25 protein-coding genes are annotated in these 24,440 nt (G+C 65.6%); 14 read left to right on the top strand and 11 right to left on the bottom strand.

Going from position 1 to position 24,440, the window contains the following annotated elements; genetic code table 11:
* Position 1: 1 nt before the first annotated feature.
* Entirely contained in the window at positions 2-595 is a 594-nt protein-coding gene (locus RJT37_RS09320; RefSeq protein WP_313689772.1) for a class I SAM-dependent methyltransferase, read from the bottom strand.
* A gap of 78 nt (positions 596-673) precedes the next feature.
* On the opposite strand from RJT37_RS09320, the gene RJT37_RS09315 reads away from it, so the two are divergent.
* The 4 genes from RJT37_RS09315 to RJT37_RS09300 all read left to right on the top strand — a co-directional run bounded on the left by RJT37_RS09315 (position 674) and on the right by RJT37_RS09300 (position 4,503).
* Positions 674-1,357 (top strand): GNAT family N-acetyltransferase, encoded by a 684-nt coding sequence (locus RJT37_RS09315; protein ID WP_313689770.1) that lies wholly within the window; start codon positions 674-676, stop codon positions 1,355-1,357.
* A gap of 26 nt (positions 1,358-1,383) precedes the next feature.
* The gene (gene fen, locus RJT37_RS09310; protein ID WP_313689768.1) at positions 1,384-2,364 is read left to right on the top strand and encodes a flap endonuclease-1; all 981 of its coding nucleotides are present in this window, start codon (positions 1,384-1,386) and stop codon (positions 2,362-2,364) included.
* Between the two features lie 151 nt (positions 2,365-2,515).
* Complete coding sequence (locus RJT37_RS09305; protein WP_313689767.1) at positions 2,516-3,154, top strand: hypothetical protein; 639 nt, start codon at positions 2,516-2,518, stop codon at positions 3,152-3,154.
* Positions 3,155-3,228: 74 nt separating this feature from the next.
* Entirely contained in the window at positions 3,229-4,503 is a 1,275-nt protein-coding gene (locus tag RJT37_RS09300; protein WP_313689766.1) for an AI-2E family transporter, read from the top strand.
* 181 nt (positions 4,504-4,684) lie between these two features.
* Here RJT37_RS09300 and RJT37_RS09295 read toward each other — a convergent pair whose 3' ends face one another.
* On the bottom strand, positions 4,685-4,984 hold the full coding sequence (locus RJT37_RS09295; RefSeq protein ID WP_311172773.1) for a PadR family transcriptional regulator: 300 nt from the start codon (positions 4,982-4,984) through the stop codon (positions 4,685-4,687).
* Between the two features lie 409 nt (positions 4,985-5,393).
* Here RJT37_RS09295 and RJT37_RS09290 point away from each other — a divergent pair, with 409 nt between their 5' ends.
* Positions 5,394-6,107, top strand: coding sequence for a DUF7117 family protein (locus tag RJT37_RS09290; RefSeq protein WP_313689765.1), 714 nt, complete (start codon positions 5,394-5,396; stop codon positions 6,105-6,107).
* 71 nt (positions 6,108-6,178) lie between these two features.
* Complete coding sequence (locus tag RJT37_RS09285; protein ID WP_313689762.1) at positions 6,179-6,415, top strand: DUF7385 family protein; 237 nt, start codon at positions 6,179-6,181, stop codon at positions 6,413-6,415.
* Between the two features lie 174 nt (positions 6,416-6,589).
* Here RJT37_RS09285 and RJT37_RS09280 read toward each other — a convergent pair whose 3' ends face one another.
* The gene (locus tag RJT37_RS09280) at positions 6,590-8,104 is read right to left on the bottom strand and encodes an RtcB family protein (RefSeq protein ID WP_313689759.1); all 1,515 of its coding nucleotides are present in this window, start codon (positions 8,102-8,104) and stop codon (positions 6,590-6,592) included.
* Between the two features lie 78 nt (positions 8,105-8,182).
* Entirely contained in the window at positions 8,183-8,629 is a 447-nt protein-coding gene (locus tag RJT37_RS09275) for a DUF5799 family protein (RefSeq protein WP_313689756.1), read from the bottom strand.
* 125 nt (positions 8,630-8,754) lie between these two features.
* On the opposite strand from RJT37_RS09275, the gene RJT37_RS09270 reads away from it, so the two are divergent.
* The gene (locus tag RJT37_RS09270; RefSeq protein WP_313689754.1) at positions 8,755-10,038 is read left to right on the top strand and encodes an HAD hydrolase family protein; all 1,284 of its coding nucleotides are present in this window, start codon (positions 8,755-8,757) and stop codon (positions 10,036-10,038) included.
* 69 nt (positions 10,039-10,107) lie between these two features.
* The gene (locus tag RJT37_RS09265) at positions 10,108-11,346 is read left to right on the top strand and encodes a mandelate racemase/muconate lactonizing enzyme family protein (protein ID WP_313689752.1); all 1,239 of its coding nucleotides are present in this window, start codon (positions 10,108-10,110) and stop codon (positions 11,344-11,346) included.
* A 131-nt stretch (positions 11,347-11,477) separates the two neighbouring features.
* Here the strand turns inward: RJT37_RS09265 and RJT37_RS09260 are convergent, their stop codons facing one another.
* Positions 11,478-12,110: a rubrerythrin family protein gene (locus RJT37_RS09260; RefSeq protein ID WP_313689750.1), complete on the bottom strand. Its 633-nt coding sequence runs from the start codon at positions 12,108-12,110 to the stop codon at positions 11,478-11,480.
* 243 nt (positions 12,111-12,353) lie between these two features.
* Between RJT37_RS09260 and RJT37_RS09255 the strand changes: the two genes are divergently transcribed.
* Positions 12,354-13,556 carry an MBL fold metallo-hydrolase gene (locus RJT37_RS09255; protein ID WP_313689749.1) on the top strand — a complete coding sequence of 401 codons (1,203 nt, stop codon included), beginning with the start codon at positions 12,354-12,356 and terminating at the stop codon, positions 13,554-13,556.
* 107 nt (positions 13,557-13,663) lie between these two features.
* Here the strand turns inward: RJT37_RS09255 and RJT37_RS09250 are convergent, their stop codons facing one another.
* From RJT37_RS09250 to RJT37_RS09240, 3 genes are all read right to left on the bottom strand, one after another.
* A complete protein-coding gene (locus RJT37_RS09250; RefSeq protein WP_313689746.1) occupies positions 13,664-13,993 on the bottom strand; it encodes a 2Fe-2S iron-sulfur cluster-binding protein in 330 nt (109 codons plus the stop codon).
* 89 nt (positions 13,994-14,082) lie between these two features.
* Positions 14,083-14,538: a universal stress protein gene (locus tag RJT37_RS09245; protein ID WP_313689744.1), complete on the bottom strand. Its 456-nt coding sequence runs from the start codon at positions 14,536-14,538 to the stop codon at positions 14,083-14,085.
* 65 nt (positions 14,539-14,603) lie between these two features.
* Positions 14,604-14,966 carry a DUF7964 domain-containing protein gene (locus RJT37_RS09240; RefSeq protein WP_313689742.1) on the bottom strand — a complete coding sequence of 121 codons (363 nt, stop codon included), beginning with the start codon at positions 14,964-14,966 and terminating at the stop codon, positions 14,604-14,606.
* Positions 14,967-15,101: 135 nt separating this feature from the next.
* Between RJT37_RS09240 and RJT37_RS09235 the strand changes: the two genes are divergently transcribed.
* On the top strand, positions 15,102-16,928 hold the full coding sequence (locus RJT37_RS09235) for a flippase activity-associated protein Agl23 (RefSeq protein WP_313689740.1): 1,827 nt from the start codon (positions 15,102-15,104) through the stop codon (positions 16,926-16,928).
* 48 nt (positions 16,929-16,976) lie between these two features.
* Positions 16,977-18,785, top strand: a complete 1,809-nt coding sequence (locus RJT37_RS09230; RefSeq protein ID WP_313689738.1) for a PAS domain S-box protein — start codon at positions 16,977-16,979, stop codon at positions 18,783-18,785.
* A gap of 55 nt (positions 18,786-18,840) precedes the next feature.
* Here RJT37_RS09230 and RJT37_RS09225 read toward each other — a convergent pair whose 3' ends face one another.
* Positions 18,841-19,794, bottom strand: a complete 954-nt coding sequence (locus tag RJT37_RS09225) for a transcription initiation factor IIB (RefSeq protein ID WP_313689736.1) — start codon at positions 19,792-19,794, stop codon at positions 18,841-18,843.
* A 101-nt stretch (positions 19,795-19,895) separates the two neighbouring features.
* On the opposite strand from RJT37_RS09225, the gene RJT37_RS09220 reads away from it, so the two are divergent.
* From RJT37_RS09220 to RJT37_RS09210, 3 genes are all read left to right on the top strand, one after another.
* Positions 19,896-20,840, top strand: coding sequence for a lamin tail domain-containing protein (locus RJT37_RS09220; RefSeq protein WP_313689733.1), 945 nt, complete (start codon positions 19,896-19,898; stop codon positions 20,838-20,840).
* Between the two features lie 121 nt (positions 20,841-20,961).
* Positions 20,962-21,597 (top strand): METTL5 family protein, encoded by a 636-nt coding sequence (locus RJT37_RS09215; protein WP_313689731.1) that lies wholly within the window; start codon positions 20,962-20,964, stop codon positions 21,595-21,597.
* A gap of 127 nt (positions 21,598-21,724) precedes the next feature.
* On the top strand, positions 21,725-22,177 hold the full coding sequence (locus tag RJT37_RS09210; RefSeq protein WP_313689729.1) for a hypothetical protein: 453 nt from the start codon (positions 21,725-21,727) through the stop codon (positions 22,175-22,177).
* A 47-nt stretch (positions 22,178-22,224) separates the two neighbouring features.
* Here the strand turns inward: RJT37_RS09210 and RJT37_RS09205 are convergent, their stop codons facing one another.
* Together RJT37_RS09205 and RJT37_RS09200 are read right to left on the bottom strand one after the other, a co-directional pair.
* The gene (locus RJT37_RS09205; RefSeq protein ID WP_313689726.1) at positions 22,225-23,877 is read right to left on the bottom strand and encodes a rhomboid family intramembrane serine protease; all 1,653 of its coding nucleotides are present in this window, start codon (positions 23,875-23,877) and stop codon (positions 22,225-22,227) included.
* A 263-nt stretch (positions 23,878-24,140) separates the two neighbouring features.
* Positions 24,141-24,419 (bottom strand): UPF0058 family protein, encoded by a 279-nt coding sequence (locus RJT37_RS09200; RefSeq protein WP_313689724.1) that lies wholly within the window; start codon positions 24,417-24,419, stop codon positions 24,141-24,143.
* Positions 24,420-24,440: the final 21 nt, after the last annotated feature.

Raw genomic sequence — 24,440 nt, 5'->3', positions numbered from 1 at the left:
ATCACTCCCGCGGCACCCGTCCCACGACGACGTACTCGAATCCCTCGCGAACGATCCGGGCCTCGAACCCCGTCGTCGACAGCAACTGACAGAGCGCCGCGGGCCGCCAGAACGTCGAATCGAACCCGACGAGCCGTTCGGCGGCCACGAGCGCGCGCCCCCGAAGGCCGCGTGGATCGAACTCCTGGACGACGAGTACACCGCCGGGACGGAGAACTCGGAAGGCCTCCGACAGCCCCGCTTCCGGGTCCGGGAGGTGATGCAGCGCGTCGACGACGACGGCGGCGTCCACCGCGTCGTCGCTGATCGGGAGGGCACTCGCGTCGCCGCGGACGACCGCGTGGCCCTTCTCGCGAGCGCGTGCGAGCATCCCGCCGGAGATATCGACGACGAGCGGGTCGTACCCGACAGTAGCGAGTCCCCGTCCGGCGCGGCCGGTGCCGCCTGCCAGGTCGACGACGCGGTCGATCGGCCGATCGGCGAACGCGAAGCCATCGCGGAGCGGTTTCACCCGTGCGGGCGGCATCACAGCGTCGTAGAGCCGTGCGAGACGGTCGAAGAAACGGACGTCGCCGGGACCGAACCGCAAGGACATACCTCGCCTTTCGCGGGCGCCTGACAAGGGCCTGTCGCACCGCCGCACTCTTTCCCCTGCCGTTCGTAGGGCCCGAAAATGGAGTTCGAGGTCCTCGGGTGGCCCCCGGACGGGCCGACGCTCCGCCTCGATTACCGGCGGTTCGCGTACGCCGGCAAGTTCGTGATGTCGAACACCGGCAAGGCCGTCGTTCGCGGGCCATCGGCGGATCCCGATGACAATACGGCGATGCGAGAGAGAGGTGACTCGGGAGAGATACCGCGGGACGTCCCCGACGCCGACGACTTCGAGACCGGCATCGTCGCCGCGCTCGCGTTCAACGCCGACCGGACTGACGACGCGACGCTCTGGTACCGCTACGTGACGGTCCGTTCGGACGTGAAAGGCTCGGGGATCGGACCGCGACTTGCGGCCTTCACTGCCCCACGTGCCGCAGCGCGCGGCTACGAGCGGCTCCGGATCGCCGTCAACAACCCCTTCGCCTACGAGGCGATGCACAAGGCGGGCTTTCGGTGGACCGGTCGCGAGACGGGACTGGCCGAACTGGTCCTCGAACGACCAGCCGAAGAGGAGATGACTGCGGCAGAGTCCGACGGTCTACCGACGGACGTGGCAGAAACCGTCGACGCGGATCGGTACCAGGCGGGTCTCGACCGCTTCCGCGAGCGCGATCTCGGAGATCAGGAAACGACATTTCTCCAGCGGAAGCGCGGCGCCGACCCACCAGCACCGATCACACAGCCGACGGACCCGGAGGGTTAAATCGACGGGCGCCCGAACGCCGAGCGATGGGTAACGCAGACCTGCGGAGTCTGGCGGCGCTCGAAGAGGTCAGCTTCGACGAGGTGGCCGGCAGCGTCGTCGCCGTCGACGCACACAACTGGCTGTACCGGTATCTGACGACGACAGTCAAGTTCACCGCCGAGGACGTCTACACCACCGAGGCGGGCGAGGAGGTCGCGAACCTGCTGGGCGTCGTCCAGGGGCTGCCGAAGTTCTTCGAGCACGATCTGGTCCCGGTGTTCGTCTTCGACGGCGGGGTGACGGAACTCAAAGACGACGAGGTGGCAGAGCGGCGGGCGGCCCGCGAGCGCGCCGAAGAGCGGAAGCAGGAAGCCGAGGAGCGCGGTGACGCCGTCGCGGCGGCCAGACTTGAAGCGCGGACACAACGGCTGACCGACGTGATCCACGAGACGACGCGGGAACTCCTTCAGCTGCTCGACGTCCCGATCGTCGAGGCGCCCGCGGAGGGCGAGGCCCAGGCGTCGTATATGGCGGCCCGCGGCGACGTCGACTACGTCGGCAGCGAGGACTACGACACGCTGCTCTTCGGTGCGCCGTACACCCTGCGCGGACTCACCTCGAAGGGCGATCCGGAACTGATGGATCTCGAGGCGACGCTCGCGAAGCACGGACTCACCCGCGAACAGCTCGTCGACGTTGCGATCCTGTGTGGGACAGACTTCAACGAGGGTATCTCCGGGATCGGACCGAAGACTGCCCTCTCGGAGATCCGCGAACACGGAGACCTGTGGGCCGTCCTCGACGACCGCGGGGTGTACATCGAACACGCAGACCGGATTCGCGAGCTGTTTCTCGATCCACCCGTGACCGACGAGTACGACTTCCGGACGGAGATTTCACCCGACATCGACGCCGCGCACGCCTACGTTACCGAGGAGTGGGAGATCCCGGCCGAAGAGGTCGCCCGCGGGTTCGAACGCATCGAGTCCTCGGTTGTCCAGACCGGGCTCGACGAGTGGACCTGACCTGTTGTCCGCTCAGGATTACTCACACGCGCATTCGAGGAAACCGGCCCGCGTAACTCACACGTGCATTCGAGGAAACCGGCCCGCGTAACTCAAACGCGCATTCGACCTATCCAAACGGGTTTGATACCCGCTTCCGTATTCGGTATCGATGCGTCGACGCCGGTTTCTCTCTGTGGCGTCCGCCCTCCTTGTTAGCCCGCTCTCCGGGTGCATTTCGGGGGCGACGACTGACACCCCCGGAAGCCCCGGGGCCGACGAGGAACTCCCACCGACGGGCGACGGGACGCTCTCGGAGTTCGACGCCAGGGACCCCTTCGAGACGCGGCGCGTCGGTGAGGCGTCGGAGGCGGCTCACCACCGCGCAGTGGTCTGGAACGACGACGCCGATCGACGGACGATCGAGGTCGAACTCCGCGCGGCAGCGACGGGCGAGAGTATCGTGGACGCGACGACCGAGTTTCCGGCCTACGGGTCGCTCCGAATCGAAATCTACCGGGCGCGGGACTACGTCCTCGACATCGCACTGTCGAACGAGGACGAACGGATGCTCGGCATCCGGCGGGATTTCGTCGACTGCAACGACTCCGCGACGCACGTGGCGGTCCGGCCCGACGGGAGCGTCAGGGCCCGGGTGTTTTCGACGGCGCTGGCCTGTGACGTGGCGTCATCGAAATCAACGATCTCGAAGGAGTCGTCGGCCGCGTCGATGCCGACTGAAACGGCGACAGCGACCCCAACCGCCGAGTCAACAGCCGAAGCCGCTACGTCGGATTCGACAGCCGAGTAGCCGAATCGTCGGACAGGAACCGGTCAGGGCTGGGTTCGCGGTAGCTTTTTGCCGCCCGCCGTTCCTGCATAGGTATGTCCGTAGTTGGGATGGACCGCTCACAGCTGTCGTGGTGGGTGGCCGGGTTCGCCCTGATGGGGGCGCTTCTGTTCGTCGTCCACTCGTTCATCGGGACGTTCGTCTTCGGGCTGTTCATCTACTACGCGACACGTCCCATCTACCGGCGTATCAAACAACGGGTCCGACCGCCGAGTCTCGCTGCCGCCGTCGCGCTCTTCGTGCTCGCGCTACCGGCGCTGACACTCGTTGCGTATACGGGCGCGATCGCGGTCAGTGAACTGATCCGTTTGACGAACGAGGGGCTTTTCGATCTCTCACAGTACCCGATCACGTCCGAGCAACTCGCCCGGCTGACCGACTTCGAGCGGCTGCTTGCGCTTGATCCGGCTATGTTGACAGTCGCGCAATTTCAGCAGGTGATCGCTTCGATGAGTTCGGCGAGTAACGTTCTCGCCTTCGTCGGCATCGGGCTGGTACACCTGTTTGCGATGATCGCGGTCGCGTTTTATCTACTCCGCGACGACCAGAAGCTCTCGATGTGGACGCGGACACAGGTGGCCGACGACCGAGGCGTCCTGGAAGCCTTCCTCGACGGCGTCGACCGGGACTTCACGAACATCTTCTTCGGCAACATCCTCAACGCCGTCCTCACCGGAACGATCGGCGTCATCGCGTACTCAGTCCTGAATCTGTTCGCACCACAGGGGACCGGTATCCCCGCTGCAGCCCTCGTCGGCCTCATCGCGGGCGTCGCGAGTCTCGTCCCCGTCGTCGGTATGAAACTCGTCTACGTGCCGGTCGCGGTGTATATGGGCGCCGATGCGTACCTCTCTGACCCGACTACCCTGTGGTTCACCGGCGTATTCGCCGGCGTTTCGTTCGTGATCGTGGATGCGATCCCGGATCTCGTCCTGCGACCGTACGTCTCGGGTCGCAATCTCCACGTCGGCGCCGTGATGATCGCCTACACGCTCGGGCCGCTTTTGTTCGGTTGGTACGGCATCTTCCTCGGTCCGATCATCCTCGTGTTACTCGTCAACTTCGCGCGGCACGTACTGCCGGTGCTGATTCAGCGCGAGTCGCTGGTCCCGTACTCGATCGATCCAAGCGTCGCCCAGGTGGACGAATCGTCTCAGCCGCCCGGGTGGGATCCGGACGTCGTCACTGACGGTGACGGAAACCACGAGGGAGGAGACGGCTTCGAGTTTGGCGCCTCCCTCGCAGAGCCGACGCCGGCGACGGCGCAGAACGGAGAAGAAGGTGCTGGAGCACCCTCCGAAGGCGAGTGAAGTCACCCGCAGTCGTCGGGGTGGCCAGGCCGGGTGTCGTCTCCGGGCGGTGCCCACCGGCGGGTGGTGAACACCGGTCGTCAGATCCACGAGCCCGTCTCACACTGATTAGGCTCGTCTCTTCCCGCCGAGCGCTACCCCGTTGGCGACGCTCGGCGGGGAAACGTGAGAGTAATCAGTATCAGTCGTCGTCGATGCCGTCGAAGGTGACGTTGATGTAGGTTGCTTCCCAGTCTTTGCGCGCGGCGATCTCGCGGCGGCCGCGTCTGGTGAGAGTGTAGTAGTTCGTTCGTCGGTCGCGCTGTCCCTTGTCGACGAGTCCTTTCTCCACGAGAGTGTCGAGATTGGGGTACAGCCGGCCGTGGTGGATCTCTTTTTCGTAGTACTCTTCGAGTTCGTCTTTGATTGCGAGCCCGTGGGGTTCATCAAGCCCGGCGATCACGTACAGCAGGTCGCGCTGAAATCCTGTCAGGTCATACATCGGTGAACTCTATGTGTTATTTAGTGTTCTCGGAAATAAACATATCGGCTCACGACGGCCGCAGGGCGCTCGAAACCGGCAAGAGCGTCTCGTATGCGCTATACCGATCAAGGGACATATCCGGAGATTTACCCCTCGAAAGTCAACGAGTAAATATGTCGGCCGTCGCGTGACTTCGACCCTTTTCGGGAGCAAAGAGACCAGTGGCTGACGAACGACCCGAACGGAAAAGGAAGCAAGCCGCGTGAAAGGCACGCGGATGCTTGCCGCCCTGAGTTGGTCCCCGCTGACGCTTCGGCCCTCCAAGCGAAGCGTCATCCAACGGTTACGGATTTCTCTACATAAATATATCGACTGCGGCGAGCGCCGTCGCGACGCGCTTTTTGTATTCGGGACTCAACCGGAGCGTATGGAAATCCGAGGTCGTCGCCGGTGTACGGACTGCGGCCGGGAATGGTCGTACTACGACACCGGCCGCGTCGACTGTCCGGACTGCGGGAGTCTCCGGAGCGTCGGCCTCGGCGACCGGGAACGACACACCGACGGGGCGGTCGAACTCGACCTGTCGGACCATCGCGCTGCCCTCGGCGAGCACACTGCGATCGAGGACGTCGCGGCCGACCTGAAAACGACGCTCCGGGACTACGTTCGCCGTCGCGGGTTCCTGCACGGCGGCGAATTGCGTCCCGTCGACGAGACGGTGCTCGCGGCGGCCGAACTGCTCCACGCCGTCGACGTCTTCGACCGGACGCGCGATCCCGACGACGATGCCCGGCTGTACGTGCTCGAACTCCTCCGCGGCGCCGACTCCGGCGAGCGGCCGGCCCCGGACACTGTCCCGGCGTCGATGACTGCCGCCCGCGGGCTCGCGTACGCGGAGGTGCTCGACGGGTTCATCACCGACGTCGGTGTCTGGTTGGAGGACAATCCGGACACGGCCGCGAGCAAGGTGCGTGAGAGGCTCGATACGCACGTGCGACGCGTCGAGGCAATCTACGGCGACGTGCCGGCCGAGGAATCGGAGGCACTCGTCCGTGCCGCCCGCGAACTCGTCGCGTACCTCCACGACGACGAGGAGACGGCGCTCGCCCGTGCGAGGGATCGACTTTCGCGGCTGGGCTAAAGAGACTCGTTTCACGGCCGGTGGCGATCGCGACAGCAACGGTTTTGGCCGCGGCTCTCGGACACCCGGCGATGGCCGAGCGATTCGACCAACACGCCGTCCGTCACCGGATGAAACTCCTCCGCGACGGCGGCGACGTCACGCTGTATGAGAACCGTGAAGGCGTCGAGTGTCCGGCCTGCGGCGACGCGTTCTCCCGGTTGCTTCTCACCGAGCGGCGCAGCCACTCGTTCGATCTCGGCGGCGCCGAACGGGTCTGTGTAACCCACGAAGACGAGCGGCTGGTGATCTGCACGCACGACCAGTAGCAGGGATCTCGCCGGATCGGAACACCGCGAGGGTTTTTACCCGATCGGGAGGCCAGCCCCGGCGTGACCTGAAGGCGGTCCCCCGACGGTCACGGCGGGAGCGCGGCGCGCCGTCGGGGGCGTCAGAATGCGCCGCCTGTTCGCCCCGTACCCTGATGCGCTGTCTCGTCGCGCTCACCCCTTGATGTTACAGACGGGGAACGTCCGCGCCACCTTGTCGCCGATGCCGAGTTCGTCGGACACGCGGACCACCTCGTCGACGTCCTTGTAGACGCCCGGTGCCTCCTCGGCGACGGTCGCGCCCGACTGCGCCTTCACGTAGATCTTCTCTTGATCGCGGAGTTCGTCCTGGACGGTCTCGCCCCAGTATTCGTTCTTTGCTTGCGTCCGACTCATCGTCCGGCCGGCGCCGTGGGCCGTCGAACCGAACGAGAGGTCGAGCGAGTTCTCCCCGCCCCGGAGCACGTACGATCCGGCGCCCATACTGCCCGGGATGATGACCGGTTGGCCGACGTCCCGGTAGGCGGCTGGCAGTTCCGGCCGCCCGGCCGGGAACGCGCGGGTGGCACCCTTCCGGTGGACGTAGAGTTCCCGCTTTTCGCGGTCGACCGCCGCGTCGACGGTGGCCGGTCGGCCGTCCTCGTCGACGCCGACCTCGTGGACCTCCTTCTTGCCGATGTTGTGGGCGACGTCGTAGAGCAGGTTCATCTCCATCGCCTCCCAGTCCCGATCGAAGACGCGCTCGAACACCTGCCGCACCCGGTGGGTGATGAGCTGGCGGTTCACCCACGCGAAGTTGATCGCCGCACACATCGCGCCGTAGTACTCCTCTGCGAGGTCCGATCCCGCGGGGGCGGCCGCCAGTTCCCTGTCCGGAAGTTCCGCCAGCAGGTCGCCGTGGGTCTGTTCGATCTCGCGGAGGTAGTCGGTACAGACCTGGTGACCGAGCCCGCGGGAGCCACAGTGGATGAGGACGACGATCTGGTCGGCTTCGAGGCCGAACTCCTCGGCGACTGCCGGCCGATAGATGTCGGTCACCCGCTGGACCTCGAGGAAGTGATTGCCGGAACCGAGGCTGCCGATCTGGTTTTTACCGCGGTCTTTGGCCTTCTGCGACACTGCGGCCGGAACGGCATCCCGACGCATCCCCTCGTCTTCACAGTGCGTGAGGTCGTCCTCAACGGCGTAGCCGTGTTCGAGCGCCCAGTCGACGCCGCGGGCGAGAATCTCTTCGACCGTCTCCGTGCCGGCTTCGACGACACCGCCGCCGCCGAGCCCCGACGGGATGTTCGCAAAGAGCGCATCCACCAGCTCCGCCTCGTGGCCGACGAGGTCGTCGTACGTCAGGTTCGTCGTCACCATCCGGACGCCGCAGTTGATGTCGTAGCCGATCGCCCCGGGCGAGAGACAGCCGGTCTCGACGTCGGTCGCGCCGACGCCGCCGACGGGGAACCCATAGCCTTGGTGGCCGTCGGGGAGACAGATCGCGGGTTCGACGATCCCCGGGAGATGCGTCGCGTTGCGCAGTTGGGTCAGCGTCTTGTCGTCGCCGATCTGTTCGAGCAGTTCCTCGCTTGCGAGCACTCGGGCCGGGACCCGCATATCACCTTCACGGGGGAGTTCCCAGACGTGCTCGCGGACCCGTTCGAGCCGAATACCGTCGAACTCGCGGATGTCATCGTCGCTCATACGCGGACACACGACGGCCGGCAGGGAAAGCGTTCTCCTCCCGGAGCGATCGCCGCTCCGATACTGGACCGCCGGGGGTTACTCTAGATACGCGATACGGACCTGCTCCCACTTGTCGCGGGATTCCAGATGTCGCTGGAGTTCGTCCGCGTACGCCTGCGTCAGCCGCTCTGCGGCTTCGATCCGCTCTTGGTCCGAACCGCTGCTTCCGGCGTCGAGGCCGATCGCCCCCTTCAGCGAGTCCAGCAGGCCACCCCCGGAGGAGTCGTCCTCGCCGGGGCCGCCGGCCATCGATCCCATCTGTGATCGCACGTTCTCGAGTTCCGGCATAATCTGCGGGAGTTTCTCCGTATCCGCGACCATCCGCGCGTTCTCGGGGTCTTCGGCGTTCTCGATGTCCAGTTCAGTCGCCGTCATAATCAGGCCCCACTCCTGGCTCGTGAACTCGGAATTCTCGACTTGGTCGGTGAACTCCCGGTCGACAGTCATCCGGTCGCCGACGATGCTGTCGGTCCAGTCTGTCATACGACGATGTAGGCCAGTCGCCCGTTTGAGCGTTTCCCCTTCGCGGCTCGCCCCGTGCCCGGCGACGACGCACGATCCGACGCAACGGAGGATGCGTTTTTATCCCCGTATAACCGACTCCGCGTATGGATCGATACGATCTCCTCTACCGACTCTACGAGGGGTACGAGACGGATACGCTGCGCGATCTGCAGAACTTCGTAGACCTCTTTCCGCCGGTGGACTCCCGCGTCGCGCTCGACTACTGGGAAGACGCGAGCGACGAACTGGACGCCCGAAAACGAGAGATCACCGCGGCGTTCGACGGCAGGGGCACACTCGCCGAAATCGCCGCTCGGGCAACTCGAGAGCAGACCTTCACGGCGCTGGATCTCCACTCGAAGTACGGTCGGTCGGTGAACGCCCTGGTGCTCGACGTCGACGAGACACTTCGCTCCGCGGGCCGCACGGACAACGAAATCCCCCGGGAGACGTTGCACCTCCTGACGGAGATGCACGAGGCGGGCCTCCCGATCGTCATCTGTACAGGCCAGACGCTGGAGAACGTGAAGGGCTTCGCCATCCAGGGACTGGGCACCGAACTCGTCCACTCGGGGGCGCTCAGCATCGTCTACGAGGCAGGAACGGGCGTCTTCACCCCGGGACACGGCTCCGACACGAAGCGGTTGCTCTACGAGACGCTCGACGAGGACGTCCAGGAGGTGTTCTCGGTGGTCCGCTCGCGCGTTCTCACCGCCGCCCCCGAAGAACTCCGTCGCTCGGTACATCTGCAGGGCAACGAGTTCAACGTGACGCTCAAACCGAATTTCGACGTCGGGAGCGACGCCGCAGCGGCAGTCATCGACGAGGGGTTGGTGTACCTCGTCGACCTCCTCGGACAGGCCGTTGCCGAGACCGTCGAAGGGATCGGGGAAGTCGGCATCGAGGTCCGAGACGTCGACGGCGACGACAGAGGACGCGCCGCAAACTGGGCGAGGGCATACTACACCGACGCCGATCCGGAGATCGCACAGGTACTGGACCGCGAGGACGCGACGCCGTCCTGTGGGGTCGAAGAGATCCCAGAGTCGGTTCGGGAGCGGTTCGACCGGATCGACGTGGGGTACTACCACGCCGACGCCGCCGAAATCGGTTCCCTGGACCTCGACAAGCCCACCGGTGTCAGGGCTGCGCTGGACGTCCTCGGGATCGACGACCCCTTCGTGACGGTGATGGGCGACAGCAAGTCGGATCTGCGCGTGATGGAGTGGGCCGAGTCCGCCGACGCCGGAATCGCTGCGGCGCCGAGCCACGCCTCGGCATCGGTCCTCGAACACGTCCGAGCGACCGACGAACTGGTGTACGAGCCGGGAGACGCGGGATCGATTCTGCGGACGGTCTCCGTGCTGAACCGGCTGAACGAGTGGTGAGATCCGCCGGCCGCTCGGGGCAGTTCCCAGTCTCCAAAGAGTTACATCGGAACGAGTAAATACGAAACTATGGGAATCGACTACGCCGATCTACACGATCCGAACGCGGAGTACACGATGCGGGAACTCTCCGCGGAGACGATGGGCGTCACGCGCGAGCGCGGTGGCGGCCGCGACGTCGAGATCACCGACGTCCAGACCACGATGATCGACGGGAACTTCCCGTGGACGCTCGTGCGGGTGTACACCGACGCTGGCCTCGTCGGTACTGGCGAGGCGTACTGGGGTGCCGGCGTCCCGGAACTCATCCAGCGGATGAAGCCGATGATCGTCGGCGAGAACCCGCTCGACATCGACCGGCTCTACGAACATCTGATCCAGAAGATGTCGGGCGAGGGTTCGATCGAAGGCGTCACGGTCACTGCGATCTCCGGTATCGAGGTCGCCCTCCACGACCTGGCGGGCAAGATCCTCGAGATCCCGGCTTACCAGTTGCTCGGTGGCAAGTACCGCGACGAGATGCGGGTCTACTGCGACTGCCACACCGAGGCAGAGGCCGATCCCGAGGCCTGCGCCGACGAGGCCGAGCGCGTCGTCGAGGAACTCGGCTACGACGCGCTGAAGTTCGACCTCGACGTGCCCTCCGGCCTGGAGAAAGACCGAGCGAACCGACACCTCCGTCCGGGCGAGATCCGGCACAAAGTCGAGATCGTCGAGGCGGTCACGGAGCGCGTGAGAGATCGGGCGGACGTCGCTTTCGACTGTCACTGGACGTTCTCCGGCGGATCGGCCAAGCGCCTCGCCGACGCTATCGAGGACTACGACGTCTGGTGGCTGGAGGATCCCGTCCCGCCGGAGAACCTCGACGTCCAGGAGGAGGTCACGAAGGCGACGACGACGCCGATCACCGTCGGCGAGAACCGCTATCGCGTCACGGAGGAACGGCGACTGATCGAAAACGGCGCGGTCGACATCATCGCACCCGACCTGCCGAAGGTCGGTGGGATGCGGGAGACGCGGAAGATCGCCGACGTCGCAAACCAGTATTACGTGCCGGTGGCGATGCACAACGTCTCCTCGCCGGTCGCGACGATGGCCGCCGCTCACGTCGGCGCCGCGATCCCGAACGCCCTGGCAGTCGAATACCACTCCTACGAACTCGGCTGGTGGGACGAACTGGTCGAGGAACCCGTGATCGAGGATGGGTCGATCGAGATCCCCGAGGCGCCCGGACTCGGCGTGACGCTCGATATGGACGCCGTTGCCGAGCATATGGTCGACGGCGAGGAGTTGTTCGACGAAGCGTAGGTTCGTCGAGCCAGCCAATCTCCGATTTGCGTTGTTCGATCCGGCGTAGCCGGATCGAGCTCGCCCGAGCGACGTTCCGACAGTGTTCGACCAAACGGAGCGAAGTCGTGCGCGAAAGCCCCTCTTTCCCCTCAGCAGATCGGCTTGGGATCGACACCCATCCCCACGAGCACGTCGGTGTAGTCGTCGTACGCGAGCTGGATGACGTAGCTCGCGACGGCCTCGGCGGTCTCCCAGTCCGCTTCGGTCTCACAGACCGTATCCAGCAGGTCCAGTCCCCGATCCTGGGCCTCGCGAGTTTCGGTCCGCAGTTCGCGGAAGACGTCGGCGGCGGCCTCGTCGGCCTCGTTGACGAAGAAGCTGACCACCTGGAGGTGGGTCCGGTCGCTGACCAGCGTCCGGCCCAGCAACCCTCCGGCCAGGCGATCTACGGTCCCCGCACGCTCCCGGAGGTAGCCGTGCATCGGGCCGCTGCCCGGGGGCTCGATCTCCTCGCCCAGGAGGTCGGCGACCTGCTCGTAGTGGCGCTGCTCCTGGTCGGCGACGTCGGCGAACAGGTCTGCGGCCGCATCGTGTTCTTCGTCGTCGGCCCACGTGGAGAACGTCTCGCGGGCGGCGAGTTCGCTGGCGGCGGCCGCTCGCAGAACGCTCTCGCGGTCGAGTTCGGCGTCGGTCAGCGCGAGAAGCAGTTTACTCGAACTGAGACGGTCGAGTTCCGTTTCCTTGGTCGTCTCGACGGCGTTTCGGAGGTCGGCTGTGTCCATACTCCCGCTTCGGAGCAGCAGGCGTTAAGCCTTGGTGGCGATCGGCTTCGATCGACACCGCGGCGGAACAATCAGTGTGGATGTGCCCTCATAGTGATTACTCTCGTCTCTTCCCGCCGAGCGCCGCCACCGGGGGGTGGCGCCCGGCGGTAGTGAGAGTAATCATTATCAGTCGAGGTGTAACCCGGACAGCACGATCCAGCTACCCTGCTGTTTAATCCACCGAGCGCCGTAGTTGCGAGTATGAGTGACCGTGACTACCCGGAACCGGACGGCGAGGTCGACACGCTCTCGCCGGCGACTCTCGCCGCCCGAATCGGTTCGGGAGAGCCCGTCTCGATCCTGGATGTCCGCGACCGCGACGAGTACGACGCCTGGCACGTCGACGGGCCGGGCGTCACCAGCAGACAGCTCCCCTACGTGAAATTCGTCCAGGCCGAGATCAAGGGGACCGTCGCCGAGCGAGCGCCGGACCTCCCCGAACCACTCGTGGTGGTCTGCGGCGAGGGGAAAGCCAGCGCGTACGTCGCGGACCTCCTGACGACGGCCGGCGTCGAAGCGGCGAACCTGGCGGGCGGGATGGACGCGTGGGCCGACCTGCTGGTCGCCGCCGAGGTGCCGACCGACGGACCGGCCACCGTCCGCCAGTATCGACGCCCCTCCAGCGGCTGTCTCGGCTACCTCGTCGAGCGCGACGGCGAAGCGGCGGTCGTCGACCCGCTCCGGGCCTTCGCCGACCGGTACGTCGCGGACGCGGCGGACCTCGGCGCGGACGTATCCTACGCGATCGACACGCACGTCCACGCCGACCACGTCAGCGGAGTCCGCGAAGTCGCCGAGCGGACCGACGCCGAGGTGATCCTCCCCGCCGGCGCGGCCGACCGCGGGCTCGCGTTCGACGCGACACTCGTCGGCGACGGCGAGACGCTCACTGTCGGCGGGACGACTCTGCGTGCGCTGGGGGCGCCCGGTCACACCCACGAGATGACGGCGTTCGCCGTCGGGGAAACCGCCGGGAGCGGAGTCGACGTCCTGCTCGCGGGCGATAGCCTCTTCTTGCGCTCAGTCGCACGCCCCGACCTGGAGGCGGGCCTCGACGGCGCACCCGAACTGGCTGCGCTGCTCCACCGGACGCTGACGGAGCAGTTCGCCGAACTCGCTGACGACGTTATCGTGGCGCCGGGTCACTACGACACCACCACAACGGCCGCCGAGTCGGGGGTCTACGCCGCCACACTGGGTGAGCTTCGGGGGTCGCTAGACGCGCTGTCGATGGAGTCTGACGCGTTCGTCGACCACGTCCTCTCGGCGATGCCACCGCGGCCGAACAACTACGAGCAGATAATCGCGACGAACCTCGGACGCGAACGCGTCGACGACGACGAGGCGTTCGAGATGGAACTCGGACCGAACAACTGCGCGGCCGGAGGGGCCGACGCCGACTGACGGGCCGAGCCGACGACCCACCCTCATACTGATTACTCTCGTCTCTTCCCGCCGGGTGCCGCCACCGGGAGTGGCGCTCGGCGGGAAACGGTGAGAGGTGATCAGTATCAGTCGTCTGCGGCGGCCTGCGAGGCGTCAGTCCCGACGTCGCTTTCGATGCTCGGCGGGTACACGCCCCGTTTCAGCTTCAGATCGCTCTGGGGGCGGGCCATACAGGTCAGCGCGTAGTTCTCGCGCTCCTCGTCGGTCAGCGCCCGTGCTGCGGGCTGGGTGACGTCGCCCTCGACGATCTTCGCCGAACAAGCCAGACACATACCGACGCGACAGGAGTACTCCTGGGCGATTCCCGCCTCGATGCAGGCTTTGAGAATCGTCTGTTTGTCCGAAATCGCCAGAGTCTCGCCCGTGCCGATGAACTCGACACTGTACTCGGTCATACCTCGGCGTTCGGCGGATCGCGTCAAAACTCTTTTGCGAAGCAGCCGGGAGATGATCTGCTCAGTGCTACCCGACCGAACGGGGCGAGCTACTCCTCGCTTTCTTCCTCGTCGGCCGATTTCGGCGTTCGGACCGTCATCACCGGAGCGTCCGCGGTGCGGATGACCTTCTCGGCGACGCTGCCCAGGAGGAAGCGCCCGACGCCGGTGCGGCCGTGGGTGCCCATCACCACGAGATCGATTCCCTCCTCGTCCACGTAGTCGACGATCGATCGGTGGGCGAGGCCGGTTTTCACGGTCGCTTCGACCGAAACGCCCGCTTCCTCCGCGGCCGTCTCGATGCGGTCGACCGCCTTTTTGCCTTCCTCCTGGAGTGCCTCGGCGACGATCTCTGCGCCCATCTCCAGCGAGGAATACGCACCAGTATCAACCACGTAGAGAGCGTGGAGCGTCGCGTCGTACTGCGTCGCGAGTTCGATCGCGTGTTCGACTGCGCCCTCGCTCGCGTCGCTGCCGTCCGTCGGAACAAGTATGGAGTCGTACATCTGTCGAGACAACCTACGTTCCGGGGGGTTTTAGTTAGTATCCTCGGATAGGGTGCCGAGGCGTGCTAGTCAGTTCCCTCCGGTGCGGTGCCGTCGTCGACTGCGGGTTCGAAGTTCCCGGGAGCGTCCTCGGCTGTCACCTCCACGGGATCGATCCCGCGGAAGCGGAGGATTTCGGCCTCGCACGCCTGCAATCCGTCGATGCGCTCGACGTCCGCCGAGAGACTGACCGTCTCCACGACGGTCCACGACTCGGCGTCGGCATCGAAGGCGAGCCCTTTCACCCACGCGTCGGTGGCGACGAGCACGCCGGACGCACGGCCCTCCTCTTCGACCGGAACCGCGAGCTCCAGCGCGTCGGCGGCGTTGAGCTGCATCAACTCCTCCGGGCCGAGCGGGCGCGGCGGCAGCGAGTCCACGAGAGTCATATCCGACCTGGCGTTCGCGAGCGCTTGGGCGTTCCGGATCGTCTCGGCGCGCCGCGCCGTTGGAATCCCGGTCGCGGTCGGATCGATTCGTCGACGATCACAAAACTTCTACCCCCTGGTGACTACGGGAGGCCTATGTCGCAGGAGGGTGACGAGGAGACCTCCCCCGATTCGGCTGTCGACGCTGTCGAGAGCCGATCGCTCCCGATCGATCGCGTCGTCATCGCTGTCCTCGGGATTGCCGTGGTCGGCCTCGCACTCCGCCTCGTCGACCTCGGGGCACGGCCGTTCCACTGGGACGAGGCGCGCGTCGGTTACTGGGCGCTTCGATACGTCGAGACGGGCGCGTTCCAGTACCGCCCCGTCGCCGGTGGGCCGCTCCTCTACCATCTCGATCGGATGATTTTCTCTCTCGTCGGCGTCTCGGATCGGCTCGCCAGACTCCCTGTGGCGGTTCTCGGCGCCGCACTCCCGCTCTGTGCCCTTCTCTTTCGGGATCGGCTCGACGACGCCGAGACGGTCGCCTTCGCGGCAGTCCTCGCCGTCCAGCCGCTCGTGCTGTACTACTCCCGGTTTCTCCGCGGCGACGTCCCGCTCGCGCTGTTCGGTCTCGCCGCCGTCGGCTTCGCGGTGCGGGCCTGGGATCGACGGAGCCGACGCGACGCGTACGCGGCCGCGGTTGCGCTGCCGCTTGCAGCCTCAGCCTCGGGATTTGTCGTCGGCTACGTCGCCTGCTGGCTCGCGGCGCTTTTCCTCATCGTCGACCAGCGGAGCGTCGCCGCCGACGGCGGTCGAAGTGCACGAGCGGCCGTCGGTACCCTTCGAAAGCGCCTCGAAGGGACGTCGACGCCGGCCGCTCGTGCGGGACTGCTCGCGACGGGCGTGACCGCCTTCCTGTTCGCTCCGCGGGCCGGGCCCGGCGTCCCGATCGGTCTCTACGATCCGTCGACGGTCCACCTGGCGGTCTACGAGGGGACAGTCGGCGCCTTCCGGCGGTTCGTTGGCGTTCGGATCGTGAACAGATTTCCGGAGGGGACGCACGCGATTCTTCCGTACGTGGCCGACAGCGGCAGGCTCTTTCTGGCCGTCTCGCTCCCTGTCGTCCTCCTCGGGGCCGCGGCTACGTTGCGGGAACGGTACACGGAAACGCGCCGGCCGGTGGTCGAGGGCGTCGGCTACTGGGGCCTGCTCGCGGTCGTGGTGTTCCCGACGATCGCAGAGGTCTCCGCTCCGTGGACGCTCGTGCACGTGATCGTCCCGCTGTCGCTCCCGGCGGCGGTCGGCCTGGTGGCCTTGCTTCGGTGGGGTGCCGACGCTGCAGTCGTGGTGAGAGACGCGGCCGATCCGGCGCCCGAGAGCCCCGTCGACGACGTCGACGCGGATACTGAGATCGACGTTGGCACCGAGTTCGACGCGGGCGATCGTATCGACCCTGGCATCGATTTCGACGCCGGCACGGTCGTCGCCGTCGTGCTCGTCGTCCTCGCCGTGACGGCTGCGGTCGGTGGCGTCATCGCCGGTGACGTCTACGGGCCCTCGGACCGGGACAACCGGCTTGCGCAGTATGGACAGCCGAGTGACGATCTCGACCCGATCAGATCTGCGGCGGCAAACGCGACCGATGGGGATCGATCGACTGCTGAAGTGGTGTACGTGGGATCCGCCTACCACGTTCCCAACCATCGCTCGACGCGATTCCCGCCAGTCGGCGACATCTGGGGGAACCGACTGCCACTGCCGTGGTACGTCGCGTCGGCCGATGCCGACGCGACTAGCGTGGCGAACGCCACAGAACTGGACGGGCTGGCCGAAACCGGGTCCGTACCGCCGATCGTCGTCACCGACCGCGGGAATCGGAACGTGGTCGCAGAGCGGCTCGATCCGGCGTACGAGGCAACGACGTACCGGCTGGGACTGTGGAACCGCGAGGTAGTGGTGTTCGTCGACCGCTCGCGGCGCTGACGACTCGACCGCCCTCCCTTTTTAACCAATGATCGGGACAATCTCAGTATGACTGGTGGGATCCGGGTGTTGTGCGTCGCTGACGGCGCCGCCGAATCGACAGCACACCATCTCGGAGACGCTGCCCCAGATTTCGAGATCGTCACAGAGACCCGCACTGACGGCGTCCTCGATCGACTGGCAAACGACGACGAGCGGATCGATTGTGTGGTCTCGGAACAGCAAGTAGGAGACGGGAACGGGATCGAACTGCTCGGCGCCGTCCGCGGGACGTATCCGGATCTCCCCGTTCTTTTGGTCGCCGAACCGGACGCCGATATCACGCCAGAGGAGGCGATCGCGGCGGGGGCGACGGATTTCCTCCGGCGACGCGACGGCGTCGACCAGGGCGCACTCTTCGCGAGGCGGATCGAAACCGCCGTCGAGGCGTCGCGGGCGGTGGGAAACGGCGGCGACCAACTCCGGAATCGGGAGACAGCGAACGTAGCGCAACTCCGCCTGTTCCGCGAGGCTGTCGAGGCATCAGGGCACGCGGTGTACTTCACCGAACGGGACGGGACCATCATCTACGTCAACGAGGCCTTCGAGGCGACCACAGGCTACAGCGCCGAGGAGGCGATCGGCCGGACGCCCCGGATCCTGAAATCGGGCGAGCACGACCGGGAGTTCTACGAACGGCTGTGGGGGACGATCCTCGCGGGCGACGTCTGGCGGAGCGAGATCACGAACCGGACGAAATCCGGGGACCGGTACGTCGTCGATCAGACGATCGCCCCCGTCGAAACCGACGCGGGGGCCACTCACTTTGTCGCCGTCAACGCGGAGATCACCGGGCACAAGGAGCGCCAGGCGGCGCTGGAACGCAACAGAAAACGGCTGAACGCGCTTTTCGAGAATTCGCCGGACGCCATCACGGTCCACGACGTCGACGGGGAGATCCTGCGGGTCAACCGCCAACAGATCGAGAATCTGGGCTACTCTCGTGAGGAGTTGCTCTCGATGAACGTCGCCGACGTCGAGGCCCGTCACTCCCGAGAGACGCTCCGCGAGACGTGGACGAAAGCGAGCGTCGGCGAGCGGGTCCAGATCGAGGGCCGGCACCGGCGGAAAGACGGCTCGACGTTCCCCGTCGAGGTCTGGATCACGAAAGCCGAGATCGACGCGACGGAGCGCTTCATCGCCTTCAGCCGCGACATCACCGACCGGAAGGCCGACGAGCGGGAACTCGAACGGCAGATCGATCGGCTCGAACAGTTCGCTACGGTCGTCAGCCACGACCTGCGCAACCCGCTGAACGTAGCGAAGGGACGGCTCGATCTGGTCGAAACCGATCCCGATCACCGAAGCGAACACCGCAAGGCTGCACAGGACGCCCTGGGCCGGATGGAGGAGTTGATCGAGGACCTCCTCGTCCTCGCACGCGAGGGTGGGAACACCGGCGAGACCGAACCCGTCGACCTCGGCGAACTGCTGTCCGACTGCCAGGAGACCGTCTCGGCACCCGAGGCCTCGTTCGTCGTCGACACTGACCGACAGATTCGCGCTGACCGCTCGCGGCTCCAGCAGTTGTTCGAGAACCTTGTCCGCAACGCGATCGAACACGGGCGGCCGGACGTCACCGTGACGGTCGGCGACCTTGCAGACGGCTTCTACGTCGCAGACGACGGTCCGGGGATCCCGGCAGAGGAGCGCGAACAGGTGTTCGAAACCGGCTTCACCACGACCGAAGACGGGACGGGGCTGGGGCTGAACATCGTCAAGCAGATCGCCGACGCGCACGGCTGGGACGTCGCAGTGACCGAAAGCGACGACGGCGGTGCCCGGTTCGAGTTCACCGGAGTCGACGTCGTCGAGTGACTGTGAAAGCCAGCGAGAACAACACGGGTCCGGAGTGACCCAGAAAGGGGCTCGACTACCGGAAGCCCATCGCTTCGATCTGCTCCTGATAGCGGTTGCGGATAGTGACCTCCGTCACCTGCGCGACGTCGGCGACCTCCCGCTGGGTCTTCTTCTCGTTACACAGAAGCGAGGCGGCGTAGATCGCCGCTGCTGCGAAGCCCGTCGGCGACTTGCCCGACAGCAAGCCCTGTTCGGCGGAGACGTCGATGATCTCCGTCGCCTTCGACTGGACCTCCTCGCTCAGTCCGAGCGAGGAGGCAAACCGCGGCACGAACTGCTTCGGATCGACCGGTTTGAGTTCCAGTCCGAGTTCCTGGGAGATGTAGCGGTAGGTCCGTCCGATCTCCTTTTGGGGGACACGCGACACTTCGGCGACCTCGTCCAGCGAGCGGGGGATGCCTTCCTGTCGACAGGCGGCATAGAGCGCCGAGGTCGCGACGCCCTCGATGGAGCGCCCCCGGATCAGGTCCTCGTTGAGTGCCCGTCGATAGATGACGGAGGCGACCTCCCGAACCGATCGCGGGACCCCAAGCGCCGAAGCCATTCGGTCGATCTCCGAGAGCGCAAACTGCAGGTTGCGCTCGCCCGCGTCCTTCGTGCGGATGCGCTCCTGCCACTTCCGCAGGCGGTGCATCTGCGAGCGCTTCTCCGAGGAGAGCGACCGCCCGTAGGCGTCTTTGTCCTTCCAGTCGATCGTCGTCGTCAACCCGCGGTCGTGCATCGTTTCGGTGATCGGCGCGCCGACACGGGATTTCGACTGCCGCTCGGAGTGGTTGAACGCCCGCCACTCCGGCCCCCGATCGATCTGCTGTTCGTCCAACACCAGGCCACAGTCGTCACAGACCAACTCGCCCTGGTCGGCGTCTGTCACGATGTCCTGCGACTCGCATTCGGGGCATACGAGGCGTTCCTCGCCCGACTGTTCGCTTTCCTGCTCGCGCTGGCGCTGGCGACTCGGACGTTCCATTATAAGGTTTGTGGTGAACGGTGAATTTAAACCTTTGTAACAGAAAACGGACATAAATCGGTCGGGTTCAGTTTTCGACACCCGCTGCCGATCCGCTCGCTATGCGAACACAGACGCTCCTCGTCGTTCTCCTCGTGGTTTCGGCCGGCTGTCTCTCAGGTGTTCCGGCACCCGGCGCGGGGGACGGCGCAGCGACCGGCGACTCGTCGGGACCGACCGCCGGCACGCCGACAGACGGCGTCCGCGTGACCGTCACCGAGGTCGTCGACGGCGACACGATAAAGGTGGCCTACCCGAACGGGACGCGGGAGACTGTCCGACTGCTGGGCGTCGATACTCCGGAGGTTCACGCGGAAAACACCCCCGAGGAGTTCGACGGCATCCCGGACACCGACGCCGGGGCACGCTGTCTGCGACAGGCTGGCGAGAACGCCTCGGCGTACGCGTCGGATCGATTAGCCGGCAAAACCGTCACGCTTGTCTTCGACGAACGCGCCGACAAGCGAGGGTACTACGGCAGGTTGCTCGCCTACGTCTACGTCGGGAACGAGTCATTCAACTACGCCCTGCTCCGGGACGGCCACGCCCGGATCTACGAGAGCACCTTTACCGAACGTGAGCGGTACGAACGAGCAGCGAGCGCGGCACGCGAGGACCGCCGCGGACTCTGGTCGTGCATCGACAACACCGGCGGGACTGTCGGGACAGCCACGGAGGGCCCGCTTGCGGTCGGAGAGGTCCACGCCGACGCCGCAGGCAACGACCACGAGAATCTCAACGACGAGTACGTGACGTTCCGCAATACCGGGGACACCGAACTCGACCTCTCGGGGTGGACCGTCTCCGACGACGGTGGCCACTCGTATACCTTCCCGACGGGGACCACGCTCCCACCGGGGGCAGAACTGACGCTCCGGACCGGTTCGGGAACCGACACCGAATCGGAGGTCTACTGGGATGCCGACGGCGCCGTCTGGAATAACGGCGGTGACACGATCACCGTCCGCAACGCGAACGGGACGGTCGTCTTGCGGCATTCCTACTGACAGTGGTCTTACAGCATTCCTACTGACCGTGGTCTTGCGGCATTCCTACTGACCGAAGGATAACTGTGCGTATTCGAGAAGGATTTTTGTATTATCACCGGGAATCCATAGACTGAGTCTGATGGCCACGAAATCAGCGCTGGAGACGCAACTGGCGGTCGTCGCGGGCTTCGAAGCGCCGCGGGCGGATCTCGAACAGTATCCCACGCCGCCGGCGTTGGCCGCACACGTCGTCCACGTGGCGGACCTGAACGGAGACATCGAAAGCCGGACGGTCGTCGACCTCGGAACGGGTACGGGGATGTTAGCCCTCGGCGCTGCGCTCCGCGGCCCGGAGCGGGTCGTGGGCGTCGACATCGATCGAACGACGCTTACGACTGCTGCGGAGAACCGTCGACGCGTCGGGGCGGCGACGTCGATCGACTGGGTGTGTGCGGACGCGACGCGTGCGCCGCTCCGCCCGTCGGCGGAGACGACGGTGCTGATGAACCCGCCGTTCGGCGCCCAGGACGGCAACGAACACGCCGATCGGGCGTTTCTGGCCACGGCCGCGGACCTGGCGACGGTTTCTTACTCGATCCACAACGCCGGTTCCCGGGAGTTCGTCGAGTCCTTTGCCGCCGACAACGGCGGCGAGGTGACACAGGCGTTCCGGGCGACGTTCCCGATCGAACGCCAGTTCGACTTCCACGAGGCCGACCGCGAGGAGATCGAGGCTGAGGTGTTCCGGATCGCGTGGTCGGAGCCGGGAAGCTGAGCACGCCAGCGACCGAAACCGCCGGTTCGGACCCATATGTTTATTTTCGCTGTCAGCAGTTCTGTTCCCGGGCCGTACACGTTCGACCGCAACGCAGCGTGCGTGTTGGCTATCGACGGGGGCAACTATGATGCAAGACAAGCAGAACGATCGACTCGCCAGTAGACGAACACTGCTCCGACGCCTCGGCGTCGGCACCGCGCTCGTGGGGGGCGGTGTGGCCGGATTGAGTTCGGGTGCCGCAGCCTCCCACACGGACGAGCCGGAAATCGACATTCCGGACCCACAGACCGCGCGGGATCACCCGCGGTTCAACGCGGTCATCCAGATCAACAGCGCCTATCTGCCGGAAGGGTGGTACATCAAGGTCAAGAACGCCAACGACGACTGTGAGGTAGATGGGCAGTCGATCATCGAACTGCCCGCCGGGCACTTTCGGAACTCCTCGGTGGTCGTACAGACGGCACCGGACGACGAGTCGTGTGAGGTAACTGCGGTGATCACCAGGGATCAAGCGGGAGAAGAGCCGTACAGAAAAGACGGTTCGTCGGTATCCGACACCGGGACAGTCGAGTTTTAGCTCCCTCGGGCGACCCGCCCGAACGGAGTCAGTCCGGTAAAATCGTCTTACTCATACGACTCCCGCTCCAGCAACTGCACCCGCGTCCGGTTGTAGGAGACGTACACGCTGGAGTTTTTCCGCGTGAACGTCAGCCCGTCTGCCGTCACCGATTCGTTTTGCGTGGGGAATCGGGCGTCGGTCGACGTGTTGCCCTCGGTGACCCGGAGCAGATACCCGCTTTTGTTCGGGACGACCGTCACGTTCCGGCCGTCAAGCGTGGGGCTTGCCGTAACGGGATCCGAGGCGTAGACGACGCGTGTGGTGTCGTTGTGGCCGAGCGCGACGCGGTAGGCGGAGCTGTTGCCGAGGACGCGCCACCCGCCGCGCTGGGCGGTCACCGTCTCACGCCAGCCGACACCGCCGAGGCGGACGGCTCTCCGGCCGTCGAACGCCAGCCGACCTCTCGAAACCGCCGTGGTCCAGATGCCCCGCTCCTCACTCCGCACGATGACGCCGGAGGTGTTCACCCCCGTGGTCTCGCCGAAAGCTTCGACGTCGACCGTCGCGACCAGTCCGTTCTCGACGTTCTCCGCGTAGGTCACCTCGTAGTCGCGGACCTCGATCTCCTCGCCCGCGAGATCGCCTGATTCGGCGGTGTAAAGGTTGGTCGGAACGGCGGGGCCAGCGAGCGCGGCCGTCGAGAGTAGCAGGATCCCGGCGGCGACCTGCCAGTTGCGGACGACGCCGCTGTCGCCCAAAAACTCCCAGGAAAAGAGCGGGTCGTCGCGGGTGACGACCGCGAAGACGATGATGAGCGCGAGCGCCGCCACGAGGATGACGCCGACAGCCCGGTAGAGCACGAACGTCTCGCCGCCGCGGAACCAGTAGACCGCCCACAGCGACTGCTCGACAGAGAACAGAAGCGCTCCGAGCCAGAGCCGCCGGGCGCTCGGACGGGCCGCTTGCTGTCGTCTGCGAACGATTGCGAGCCCGATGAGGACGCCGATCAACAGTCCGATTGCGTGCCCCTGGATGGCGATGTCGGCCCACCACGGCGTGATGTATGCCGGCCGTCCGCTTGCGGTGAGCACCGGATTCCGGAGTGCGTTGTACACCAGTCGGAGCGCGCTGCCACCAGCGAGTGCGATCACCGTTCCCAGCGGGTAGTTGACGAGCGCGACGCCCGCAAAGGCGAAGACGACCCCGGAGAAGCCGATGATCGGCCCGATCGCGAAGATCGACGTGAGGAGTCCGACGACGACGACGGCGAGGGGGAAGACGACCAAGGCTCGAACGTACGGGTTCGTCCGGAGCGACGAAAACGAGTGGGCGCCGCGTTCCCGAGGGAAATGCCCCCACGCGTACTCCGCCAGCGGCGCGAGGGTGAGCGTCCCGACGAGATTGCCGACGAGATGGCCCGCGCTCCCGTGAGAGAACGCTGCAGTGGCGATCCCGAGCGGGTAGAAGTACGACCACGCGCGGAACGGTATCGTCACCGGCGAGTACCAGTGGTCGTATCCGCCCTGTACCAGGAGATAGACCGCGAGAACGAACGCTGCCGACACGAGGGTGCCCCACGGAACGCCCAGGATGAAGCGGCGGCGGAGCGAGGCAAGGAGCGATGATCGCCGATCCAATAAGAGAACGACGGCGACAGACACCACGAGGGCTGCGACGACGCCGACACGCTGGAGCAACTCCACCGGAAGCGAATCCATCGTGGGAGGGGAGTCACCGAACGGTTAAGAAACCGCCCGTCCCGGATCGAACTGCCGCCCTTGGTCAGCGGGTCGAAGGCTGTTGACATCCTCCCCGCCCTGAAGGACGGGGTTTTATTCTTGTAACTTCCATAGTGGTTACTCTCACTTTTTACCGCCGAGCGCCATCCCCGTCGAGGGCGTTCGGCGGGAAGAGACGAGAGTAATCAGTATGAAGCGAGAATCGCGAAAGAACGGTGACCTCGATACGGAACGAATGCCTCTCAGAGTTTGCCTTCGGCGTCCTCGGCGAGTTCCTGCATCCGCTTGCCGACGCGGCCAGCGTTCGAGAACTCGTCTTCGCTCATCGCCGACGCCAGAGCGTTGCCGAGGACGAACACCGCGTGTTTGTGCTCGCTCTTGGATTTGTGGACGTGCGACGGGTCGACGCCGATTTCCTCGTACTCCTCGAAGATACTGCCGTCGACCTCCTCTCGCGCGGCGAAGTTGTCCTTGATGATCACCATCTGTTCGTGTAACTCCAGTAGCTCTTCTTTGTGCATAGACGTGGATACGTGGGAGAT

Source organism: Halobellus marinus (genome assembly GCF_032113415.1).
Taxonomy (GTDB): domain Archaea; phylum Halobacteriota; class Halobacteria; order Halobacteriales; family Haloferacaceae; genus Haloquadratum; species Haloquadratum marinus.
The sequence above is the reverse complement of the archived record's forward strand: the minus strand, read 5'-3'. Positions and strand labels throughout refer to the sequence as shown.